The sequence below is a fragment of the Flavobacterium sp. WC2416 genome (assembly GCF_041200095.1).
Taxonomy (GTDB): Bacteria; Bacteroidota; Bacteroidia; order Flavobacteriales; family Flavobacteriaceae; genus Flavobacterium.
The window spans coordinates 188,403-199,989 of record NZ_CP165626.1 but is presented as its reverse complement, the minus strand read 5'-3'; the positions used below and the strand labels follow the sequence as shown (position 1 = coordinate 199,989).

The 11,587-nt window shown below is 31.9% G+C and carries 8 protein-coding genes; 4 read left to right on the top strand and 4 right to left on the bottom strand.

Annotated elements, in window-relative coordinates:
• Positions 1-6 precede the first annotated feature (6 nt).
• On the top strand, positions 7-363 hold the full coding sequence (locus AB3G39_RS00825) for a hypothetical protein (RefSeq protein ID WP_367773183.1): 357 nt from the start codon (positions 7-9) through the stop codon (positions 361-363).
• Between the two features lie 174 nt (positions 364-537).
• Here the strand turns inward: AB3G39_RS00825 and AB3G39_RS00820 are convergent, their stop codons facing one another.
• Positions 538-2,598: a tetratricopeptide repeat protein gene (locus tag AB3G39_RS00820; RefSeq protein WP_369752999.1), complete on the bottom strand. Its 2,061-nt coding sequence runs from the start codon at positions 2,596-2,598 to the stop codon at positions 538-540.
• Between the two features lie 150 nt (positions 2,599-2,748).
• Here AB3G39_RS00820 and AB3G39_RS00815 point away from each other — a divergent pair, with 150 nt between their 5' ends.
• The 3 genes from AB3G39_RS00815 to AB3G39_RS00805 all read left to right on the top strand — a co-directional run bounded on the left by AB3G39_RS00815 (position 2,749) and on the right by AB3G39_RS00805 (position 5,632).
• On the top strand, positions 2,749-3,039 hold the full coding sequence (locus AB3G39_RS00815; RefSeq protein ID WP_367773187.1) for an STAS domain-containing protein: 291 nt from the start codon (positions 2,749-2,751) through the stop codon (positions 3,037-3,039).
• Between the two features lie 32 nt (positions 3,040-3,071).
• Complete coding sequence (locus tag AB3G39_RS00810; RefSeq protein WP_367773189.1) at positions 3,072-4,352, top strand: oligosaccharide flippase family protein; 1,281 nt, start codon at positions 3,072-3,074, stop codon at positions 4,350-4,352.
• A 77-nt stretch (positions 4,353-4,429) separates the two neighbouring features.
• Positions 4,430-5,632, top strand: a complete 1,203-nt coding sequence (locus AB3G39_RS00805) for a glycosyltransferase (RefSeq protein WP_367773191.1) — start codon at positions 4,430-4,432, stop codon at positions 5,630-5,632.
• On the opposite strand, the gene AB3G39_RS00800 is transcribed toward AB3G39_RS00805, so the two are convergent.
• From AB3G39_RS00800 to AB3G39_RS00790, 3 genes are read right to left on the bottom strand one after another with little or no spacing between them, the layout of a single operon-like run.
• On the bottom strand, positions 5,615-7,168 hold the full coding sequence (locus AB3G39_RS00800) for a glycoside hydrolase family 2 TIM barrel-domain containing protein (protein ID WP_367773193.1): 1,554 nt from the start codon (positions 7,166-7,168) through the stop codon (positions 5,615-5,617). The two genes, AB3G39_RS00805 and AB3G39_RS00800, sit on opposite strands and share 18 nt — an antisense overlap.
• The gene (locus AB3G39_RS00795; protein ID WP_369765794.1) at positions 7,152-8,387 is read right to left on the bottom strand and encodes a hypothetical protein; all 1,236 of its coding nucleotides are present in this window, start codon (positions 8,385-8,387) and stop codon (positions 7,152-7,154) included. Before AB3G39_RS00795 ends, AB3G39_RS00800 begins: the two co-directional genes overlap by 17 nt.
• Entirely contained in the window at positions 8,387-11,476 is a 3,090-nt protein-coding gene (locus AB3G39_RS00790) for a hypothetical protein (protein WP_369765793.1), read from the bottom strand. The genes AB3G39_RS00795 and AB3G39_RS00790 overlap by 1 nt, the downstream gene beginning before the upstream one ends.
• Positions 11,477-11,587 lie beyond the last annotated feature (111 nt).

The window sequence follows — 11,587 nt, the reverse complement described above, 5'->3', positions numbered from 1 at the left end:
AAAAGGATGAAAATATTAGAACCTAAAGTAAATAAAGATACGGCATCTAAGTTTTCGGATAGTGATAATGGGTGTTTTTTAGTCTCCATAAAATGGTCTATTTTAAATGATGAGTACATTACTTTTGTGAGAAAAAGTGCTATAGGCTACTGTTATAATGTAGATTGGGCTGGACCTAAAAGTAAGTTTGAATTAGAGCAGTATGTGAAAAAGGAAGAAACAATTATAGTACAACTTTTTCAAATTCAACCATTTTTAATTCAATGCCGTGTTGAAAACAACGATTGTTTTATGTTGCCCAATACTGATGAAGTAAGAGAATCCATAGGGTTTAAAAGTACGGACTTTCAACTTGTAATTTAAAATCAATTACTTAGTATAGTGCTAATTATAGTTAAATTATAGAATATTAAATACAGTTTAACCTTAGCTGTATAACTCCTCAAATGTTTATTTTAAACAAAAAATTACCCCCAAATAGTACGTTACTTTTTGGGGGTAATTAGGGAGTAAATCTTTTTATTATGTGGCTCTGTTTTAATTTAATTTAAAAATAGGCTTGTCAAACAAACTCCATTTTAATCGCAATCCAATTTCATTAAAGGTAAATCCAGCGGCTGTAGTGGAGGCAATATTACTTCGGGTTCCATAAATGTTAGTCAATAATCGATCTGAGAATTTATAACCAAATTTTGCTTGTACTCTGTATGTCCATTGCTTACTATTGTCTTCAATAAATTGAAAACCTGTAGCCACATTAGCATTATAGAACCACGACTTTGCTTCTACAATTTTTTCGTCTTTTAGTATTTCTAAAAAAAGTTCTACAGCATTGAATTTCTTTGGACTAAAATAATCCGTTGGAACTTGGTTTTTGAAAGCAATATATTGATAGTTAAGTCCCCCTTTCAACACAGGTTTAGACATGAAATTATAATAGAAAGAAGTAAACAAAAGGTTTCTTGTATTGTTATCCGTTTGTGAAGTATAGAAATATTGGGTAAACCAACCAAAATTAAAATTGGTCCCCATGTTATAGTTAAAATAATAATTATTGGCAGCAATTTGTTTGTCAATCAAATCCGAGTTGAAATTTTGAACTTCTCTTTTATACCCAATTTCTAAATCTTGTAATTTAAAAGGTTTGATTTTAAAATAAGTATTGATCAATAATTGATTGTATTTAGTCGTATTTGAGTTGGCTGAGGTTACCCCAGCATCCAAAGTATAACTGATTTTAGGCAGGAACTTATAATCAATTCCCAATAGAAAATCGTTGGTTTTTGCGCTTACCTTAGTTGTTGTGTTTTCCGTTTCGCGATATTGGTATGTTGTATTTATGGTAAGTTTTGTAGATAATGGAAGTGAAATTAATGTTCTGGTTGCTTTTGCTGTATTGTCGCCGTTATCAAATGAGTAACTTAATTTTTCTTCAAGATAGGGTGTGAATTCTTGGTTGATTTTCTTCATGAAATTCATAGCGTCATTTTGGTTTTTAAAAATCTCCAATGTTGTATTTGCGGCAGCAACTGCATTTGAAACTTCTCCTGAAGCATAATAAGCATTAGCAATTCCTAGATTTCCATCAAATGATTTGGAGTCGTTTTCTAAAATTGTTGAATAGTATTTTATACTGTCTTTAAAGTCACTGCGGTATATTGCTAAAGTTGCTGAAAGTGCTAATAACCAATTTTCATTGGCATACTTGGTGTTCAGTTCGTTTATTTTGGCTTCGGCCAAAGTGTATTTTTTATTCCATATTAACGCTTGTACATAACGCTCTTGTGTTTGTTTTTTTATGGTTTCGTCATTTGTATTTTGTGCTTTTTGAATTGCTTCTTGAGCCAGTGTCAACGCTTGTTTGTCTTTTCCATCAATATGTTCAATTAAAGACAATCCATTTAATGCAATAATAGGGTCGTTTTTAGCAATTATATTATACGTTTCTTTTCCCTTTGTGATGTTTTTGGTGATTAAATATAAGTTGGCTTTATTTAACAAGGTTTCTTTATCATTAGGAAAGTCCACTAAGATTTCATCGTAAAATGCATCGGCCTCTGTGTAGCTTTTTTCATTTACTTTTTGATTGGCATATCCTAATTTAATGTATTTTCTTGAAATCAAAGCGCCAGGATTGGCAGGAGATAATTCTAATGCTTTATTAACATTGATTAAAGCTTCTTTGAATTCTTTTAGATTCGATAATGTATTTGCAAACCCAAGGTGAGCTACAAAACTAGTTGGGTTTTTTGCTACAAGAGCAGTGTAAAAGACTTTAGCTTCATCAAATTTTTTGTTCCAAAGTAAGGCTTCAGCATAATTGAGTTCAATTTCCAGATCGCCAGGATTTTCTTTTTTTAAATCTATAAATAGATCTAAGGCTTTTTCGGCTTGTTTATTAAGACCAATTGCTCTAGCATAACACAAGCGAGCGGTTTTGTTTTGAGGATAGTCTTTTAAAATGTTTTTGAAGAATACTTCCGCTTGAGCAAATTCTCCTTTTTCCAGATTACTGAACCCTTTACTCATATCTTGAGCGTTTGTTACATTACTTAAAATAAGGAGCAGAAAAAAGATTGTTTGTTTTAATATTTTCATTCGTTTTGATTCTTGATTTATATAGATGCAAGTTAAGTATAAAGCTGTGATATTTCACCTACAGCAACTTGCCATTCATCGAAGAATTAAATGCTTTCATGTGAATTCGAAAGATATTTGTGTCAGTATTAACAAATAAACACAAATAAGATGGCAATTCAAATCACATACAATGCAGGAGTTTATGAAATCAATGGGACGTTAGTTTCGCAAAATGGGAATGCTCTAAAAAGCCATATTGAGACTTTGTTGAACTTCTCGAAGGGGATTGTTATTTCTTTAAATAAAGTTTTAGAAATTGATAGTGAGGCTGTAAAAAGCATAGAATCATTATATAATAAAGCTTGGGGAAATGACAAGATGTTTTATATCGTAGGGATGGAAAATAAAAAGGTAAGTGACCTCTTTACTTCATTAAATTTAAATGATATTTTGCTTTAATATTTTTTGTAATTTTTAAAAAATTAATAGAAATGAAAATAGCTTCTTTTACAATTCCTGCTATCCCAAGAAAATTAAGTCCAGAACAACTCTTTATGGTTACAATTCTTTTTGTAAACGGGGGGAATTATCTATATAATTTATTGTTAGGCCGTATACTAGGACCAGCCGCTTTCTCAGATGCAGCTATTTTAATCACTTTTTTATTGATTTTATCCTTTGTGGGAATGACTTTTCAAATCGTTTCGGCCAAGTATGCCGTTTTATATAAAGATAAAAAACTATCCTTATTTACACAGAGCATTACAAAATATGCAGCTTTGACAGGGGTATGTATAGGTGTTTTAATATTTGTTTTTAATAAAGAACTGCAAGAATTATTTCATACTAAAACAGCAACAATGTTCGTGATTTTTAGTTTTGGAATTCCTCTTTATTTTTTAATGAGTATCAATAGGGGATTGTATCAAGGCCAAAATGTAATGAACAAACTAGCTTTTACCTATCAAACCGAAATGGCTAGCCGATTATTGCTTACCATAGCGGCTATTTTATTATTTCCTGATTTTCCACCTTCTATCATAGTAGCAACAGGAATTACGGTATCATTTGTTTTTGGGCTTTATCCTTTTCAAAAAAATATTGTAGGAGATTTAAAAATTAAGAAAGAGTTGGTTTCTGCAGATGATTTAATTGATAGTAAAGGGGTTTTTACTTTTTTCATGTTAACTGCTTTTTATGAACTAACACAAATCATTATCAACAACAGTGACATCATACTTGTAAAACACTATTTTGATAATGAGCAGGCAGGATATTATGCTTCATTGGCATTAATAGGTAGGGTCGTTTACTTTGTCGCTTGGATGTTTGTGATGTTGTTATTGCCCAAAGTAATTCAGCTAAAAAAGGACGGAAAGGAAACCCAACCTCTCTTAATGAAATATGTATCTTATATTGCTGTTTTATCTACTGTAATTGTTTTGGTCACTTTTCTTTTTCCAGAAACGGTAGTGAACTTAATGTTTGGAAAAGAATACCTTTCTATAGCCTTCTTATTATGGAAATACGCTTTGGCTACTTCAATTTTTGCCATAGCTAATATTTTTGCCTATTATTTTTTATCTATAAATCAATACATTCCAGTTGTAGTTTCGGCAATAATAGGATTAACTCAAATTGGGTTGATTGTATTTTTCCATGACTCACTAGAACAAGTGGTTCATGTACAAATCATTGCTATGGTTATCCTGTTGTTTTCCCAATTATCGTTTTTCTTTTATCAGAACAAAAAGAATGTTCGTCTACGCTAAGTTTCCATTCACCGAAAATTAAAAAATAGCCCTTGTAAAATAAAGATATTCGTACTGTAATTAAAAACAGAACAAATATGAAAGTAGCTATTATAACGTCGTTTCCACCAAGTAAAGTAACCTTAAATGAATATGGATATCACTTAGTGAAGAATTTTGTACAGAATGAAGATGTATCGGAATTGGTTTTAATAACAGATAAAACAAAAGAACCAAAACAATTGGATTTTGAAAATAGTAATAAAGTTAATGTTAAAGACTGTTGGTCTTTTAATAGTTATTTTAACTTCTTTACCATTATCAAAACGGTATTAAAAGAAAAACCAGATGCTGTTTTATTCAATTTGCAGTTTGTAAAATTTGGTGATAAAAAAATCCCTGCAGCAATGGGATTGTTAATTCCTATGTTTTTAAAATTATTAGGATGTAATACAGTTGTTTTATTGCATAACATATTAGAACAAGTAGATTTAGAAAGTGCTGGTTTTACCAAGAATAAATTAGCTTCAAAAATCTACAACTTCATTGGGACTAACCTAACTAAATGCATCCTTAAAGCAGATATTGTTGCCGTTACGATCAGTAAATACGTTGATGTGTTAGGAGATAAATATAAAAGTGAAAACGTATCATTGATTCCTCATGGTTCTTTTGAAAAACCACAAACACCTAATTTTAAATTACCAGCTGGACCTAAAAAAGTTATGGCTTTTGGAAAATTTGGAACGTATAAAAAAGTAGAAATTTTAATTGAAGCCATTGAAATCATCAGAAAAAAATCAACTGAAGCGATCGAAATTGTGATTGCGGGGACAAATAGTCCTAACACTCCAGGTTATTTAGAACAAGTACAAGAAAAATATGCACATGTTCCTGGGATTACATTTACAGGGTATGTAGAAGAAAATGAGGTTCAAAATATTTTTAATGACAGTACGATGGTAGTATTTCCTTATACTTCAACTACAGGAAGTTCTGGAGTATTGCACCAAGCAGGAAGTTATGGTAAAGCGGTTGTAATGCCAGATCTAGGGGATTTAAGCCTATTAGTTAAAGAAGAAGGGTATAATGGTGAGTTTTTCAATCCAGAGTGCGCAGAGTCATTAGCAAAAGCCATTTCAGCCATTCTTAATAATGATGAGTACAGAGTGCAACTGGCCAAAACCAATTATAGAGCCGCAAGCGCCTTATCAATGGATAAAATTGTTGGAATGTACATGGAAAGCTTTAGACAAATTGAATACAGTAAATTAGAAGGACAATTAGTAAGTAATATATAAAAAGGATGGTTTTTTATTTCCTTTACTATCTAAGAAACCAAATTTTTTCTGTCTGATTTTTTGCCAAGGCCATTTCCCAGCCACTTGACTTGGAACTTGAGGAAAATCATATAAAGTCCACGACATAAATGCAAGCTTGTTCTTTTTGAATAAGGCTTGCATTTTTTTATGGTATTGCGCTTGATCTGCTTCACTATATCCTCTTAAATTCCATATGCCATTATAAGAAGGAACACCAAACTCTTGAATTACTACTGGTTTTTTTACTGCTTTTTCTAAGGTAGTATTTTCTTTTTCAAAATCCTCGATTGCATTATAAAAGTGGTAGGATACAAAATCTACTTTATTGGATAAATGTGTTGCTTCGTAGGCATTAGACCAACCAATAGTTACTAAATGATTAGGGTCAAATTTTTTAATGACAGCAACCATATGGTTCAACCAGTTGAGTACATTATCCTTGTCTCTGTTTTCAAAATCCAGATTGGGTTCGTTTTTTAAATCCCAGGCCAAAATAGCTTTGTGATTCTTGAATGTGGAAACTATTTTTTCGGCATGACGGTGGGTTAACGTCCAGTTTTCTAACGTGTAATCGCTATAAAAGTCAAAAAGAGTAACGATTACAGCCAAATTTTTGGATTCAGCCAAATCTAATATCTTTTTTAGCTTGTCTAATTTTTCTTGTTTTACATCGGCTTTGCCAAAGTCATCATACTGTATGAAAATCCGAATGGAATTAAGTTTTGCTTTCTTGATAATGTCAAAATCTTTAGCAATGGTATCGATGTTAAATAGTGGTCCAAAAGTATCCCAAGCCGAATTTTTTGGGTAATAATTAATTCCTTTAATCGTATAATTGACTTTGTCTTTGAGCATGTTTTTACCTTGAATTGTATAAGTAGGATGCGATTTTATAGTATCTGCAGCTAAAGTTTCTTTTTCCATTTTTTGCATATGCCTCACTCTCCAAAACCCATCTTCAAGAAGCATCATTACCTTATAAGTCGCTGTATCTTCAACAGTAGTAATTAGTTTATCTTGTTGGTAAATTTTTTGAAATTCGACTACATTTTTATCCGTAAAAACGACTAGCTGCCCGTCTGCACTATAAAATTCTAATGTGGGATGATGCTCTAATGTAGTGCTCTCAATAGTAATTTTATTTTTTTTATTGTAATTGATGGTGTTGTATAGATTGGCACGGGTATTTTGGGTATAATAATCTTCAATGCCTTCTTTAGTGTTGTCTTTAAAAGATTTGTTTTTAACAACCCATGAAAAAAGATAATCTTTTTCTACCTCTTTAAGTGTGTTGGCCTCCATTGCTCTACCCACATTTGTAACAGTTTCCCATATTGTTTTTGGTAAATACGTATTAATGGTTTCTTTTTCTAAATGGAGCATTGAAATTCTCTCGGCACCTGTATTTAAAAATATCAAGGTCTTATTGATTCCTAGTAATAATAAAAGGTTCAATAAAATAAAGGAGACAATTAGAATAGTCCTATAAACGCTTCGGTTATTTATTATAGACATAATTTTTAGTTTCAGTTTTTTTAATAATACCTAGAGTTTGAATTTCAAAGCGATAGTTTTTTTCTTTATAAAAGTCCGAAGGAATATAAAATTGTACCATTCCTTTTGAGCTGTCTTCTTGTAAACTGCTGATTAATTGATTATCATGGAATATTTTTAGAACTACTTTAATTCCATCGGGTACTAATTGTCCCATAAAGCTGTTTAATGGCCCGACTGTAAGTTTTCGATTATAATCAGAAAAAGAATATGTAAAGTCAGAAAGTATGGGTTTGTAATCAATTTCCAAAATGTTACTTTTTGCAATTCCTGTGATATATCCTTTTACGCTATAATGGTCTGGATGGTCTGGATGAAGGATTTGTCCTGAAGCAATTCCGTTTATAGTGGTGCCAAAGGTTTTTAACGCCATATTGTTTTTGGTAGTAATGTGAAAAACGACCATAGTTCCATCACTTACAGTATTGTTGTACGCATCTTTAATCAGTGAAGTAGTTAGAGTTGTAATTTGATTGCCATCTGCATAATCGTGATTTCTGGTATAATAAATTGAAAAATCAGTGGCTATATTTGGATAGACTTCGGTTTCTATTTCTTTAGTGACCGTTTTTTTACAGGCTGTAGAAGCCAGAATTTGTCCTGATTGAGTATTCGAATATATATTTTCCCAAATTATAAAGTCTTTTGTATTTTTTGAAATGGTAGTTACATTGTTTAAAAATTGATGTTTTATAACCACGGGCGTATTTTCTAATTTTGGATTGTCAAATCCGTCAGTAGGAACTGCAACCATCATTGTAAATTCCTTTCCACCAGCCAAGATACTTCTTGGGCCCAGATAATTTTCCATCTGAGTTTTGGTTTTTTCATTTGGAATTATTTCAAATGTACCGTTTGTAACTGTTTTTTCGTTGTCTATTAAAAACCAAGAAACAGTTCCTGTTTTTTTTGTGTAAACTGTAGGAATTGTAAAGGTGATTTTCCCATTAGAATTTTTTCCATCTATAATAGTTTTTCCATACGAATGAATGATGAAAAGTTGTGGTATAGTCGTTTTTGATGTTGAAGAAAAGGTTAGTTTCATATTGTCTCCAGCAACAAATACTTTATTTGTTGAGCTCAAATAAATAGTATTTTCTTTTGCAATAAAAGCAGCCATCTCAAATGCGAATAAAAGCAAAAGAGCGAAGGAAAGTACGATGTATATTGTTTTCTTCATTATTTTGGATTTCCAATATAATTATTGATTTCTACTTTTATATAGCTAAATCCTTTTCCATTTACTTTTTGGAGTTGTTCTCCTTCTTGATCCAATCGTCTATTAGGAACAACTTCTTTCGCAATAACATCATTTGGTAATCCATTGACAAAACAGTTCTTTAAAGAAGACTGAATAAGAGTTAATCTCTCTAAATTTAATAAATTATATTCAAAATATTGTTTGCGTTGCACTCTAACTCCTTCACGAATAAAAAAATGATCTACATAAATCAATTTTTTGTCACTGTTGTAATAGGAGATTAATAATCCGGGAATGGTTACTTCTTGAATGCCATAATTAAACAATGTCCCTTTGATTTTGTTGTTACTTATTTCAAAATCAGATAAGGCCACTTGAGTGTATAAGTCAGTAATGGCAACATTTCCAGCACATTGAATATTGAAGTTTACAGGGTTTCGTTTTATTTCTAATGGAGTAAACTCATTTGGATTAAAAGTGGTAGGTTTTACATCGGTCATTTTTAACCAAGCTGTTTCTTCAAAATTAACTTTAAAGCTGGTTATTTCTTTAGGCATCAATTTGTGTTTGATTACAAATTTGGCATTAAAAGAGGCTAGCTTTTTATCTAATTTATCATATAAAGTTGCTTTCAAAACAACATCTGCGGGTACGTTGTCTACGTTTTGGACTTCGCCAATTACGATATATTGTTTGTCAAGCTGGATTAAATTTGCCGAAAGGATTTCAAGTACAGGTTGTTTTAAAACATCATCATGATAGGTTTGCTGAGTAGATATAACTCTTCGACCGTGCTTAAAGAATTCAGTAGTATTAGAGGATAAAAACTGGTTTGGTGGGATATCTAAATCTAGTTTTTTAGGTTTTATGTACCATTTCCCATTTATTTTTACGACATCATGGCGGTACTCTTTATTTATAATCTCTAGTGGAGTAATCCATTTTGTTTTGGCAAGCAGGATGGCTTCGTTTTCGGTTTGTGCCATTATTTTTACTTCTATGGCGTCCAGTTTTGCATAGGAGTTTAGGATTCCATCGGCTACTGATGTTTCTAACATAAATTGAGATACCGTCAATTTACTTTCAGGACTGATAAAGGAATAGGCCTTTTCGAATTCTTTAAAATCAATGGCATCATAATAGGAGCGTACTACGTTTTTTGGGCTTATTTGGTAAGCCGTATTGATATAGAACTGGTAGATAAAATAACCTATAACCAACAATAAAAGGGCTGCCCATACATGTAAATAAGATATTAATCGATTGGAGAATTTGGTGTATGAAATGCCTAGTGATAAAAACTGAGGTTTCTCAATAACTTTTAGTTTAAGGGTTTTGTAAAACATCATTTGTATGTTTAATACAAATGCTATCACAACAGTTAACATTGGGATAATTCCCCACATTAATTTTTGATATAATGGAACATCCTCATATGGAAGTATTTTTGATAAGGGAGGGACATTCAATTTTTCCCAAACCATAATCCCATTTTCCAACTGTGACAAACGATGCCAACCACAGAAATACAATATGGGGTCGTAAAACTTATCATTCGAAAAGACATATTTTAAATTGTATTTTTCAGGAACGGTCAAGAATTGTTGTAGGGAACCTAGCCCTTCCAGTCCTCTAAATTTTGAATTTTCTAGGCGTTCTACAGCTCTAGATGTCAATTCAGGAAGTCTCCTTGCCGAGTGGTAATTACCGTCAACGGTTAACGCTTTGGTTTGATAAGATAAAGTGGCCATTTGATCTCCAAAACCCAATGGTAAATACCGCCATTGATCATGCTGGTCTTGATTTAGGAAATTGATAATGGGTAATGTATTTATCTTTTGGGGCTGAAACGGTCTAAAGTATCCTAATGTAATTGTAAAAACAGCCATGGTTAGAAAGGTACCTGCAATAAAACCACCAATGATTCTATGGTAAACGAGTCCAAAGCGCGCTTGCATTGCATCTTTCAAGTCCCCTTCAACAAAACGATATATGAATTCACCAAATAAGGGTAAACACATAATAGATGCCCATAACGTAAAGCGGTCAAGAGTAAGTATGTTAAATGCATTTTCACCTAATACCATTAATGGAATTGGTGTTGTACCACCCGTCCCTAATATTAATAATAAAGTTAATGACAAGCCAAAAAACAAATACCGTTTACTATAAAAGCGATAAAAAAGATACGGTAAAAAGAATAATAAAATTCCCCAAGGAATTAAAAAAAACATCAAACCGGAAGAAGTTACCTCTAGAAAATTATCCCTGCTTCCATGAGGAATAGGAACTTGGGTTATTGGGTTTTTCTTTGAATTAATCCAATAGGGTAAAATACATACTATAATTAAAATCAAAGAAGCACCGCCAAAAGAGACTATTCTTTTAAATAAACGGAGGAAAGATTGGAAAAATATTTTAAAAGTGATGTCTTTATAATTGGCTGTTTTTTCTCTAGAAACATCCATAATGACCATACCTATTAATGGGAAAATAAAAAATACCATTCCAAAAATAGGGGTAACATGATGGGAACATATGGTTACTGCAAGAAGCGACAATGAAGTAAAAAAGTATTTTAATCTACCTGTTTTTAACCAAAGATATATTTCGGGGAAAGAGTGCATTAATAGCGACATGGCTATCACACTAGGTAATTGACCGAATATATGTAATGTTTCTACAAATGAAGATGAAAACACAGCTACTAGTGCCGTATATCCGGCAACGTTTCTATTTCCAGTGAGGAGCAAAGAAAAACGGTACGCACCAGTTATAAATAGGATTACGCCAATTATTGCAACGGCAAACATCCCAAATTTCAAACCACCTATTAAAGATAATAATGCAATAGCTTGGTGAACTAATGGGGGATAACCCATAACTGTAAAGCCAGTGTACCAACTGTAATTCCAAGGTTCAAACCAACTATGAGCATAATGGTTAGCAAAAAACAGATGTATTAAAGCATCGTATGTATTTTCTAAAGTAAAGAAAATAGCACTGGAGTGAAATACGACTCCTATCAATAGCGCAACGATTAAATATTTGTTAGTTTTTTCCTCCACTTAAAGCTGACTTAGTATCATAATTGTAAATATAGGAAATAAACAATACACAGTAGAATTTATAATATCTACATCATTTATCCATTCGTCGTACCATTCACCTCCACTGGT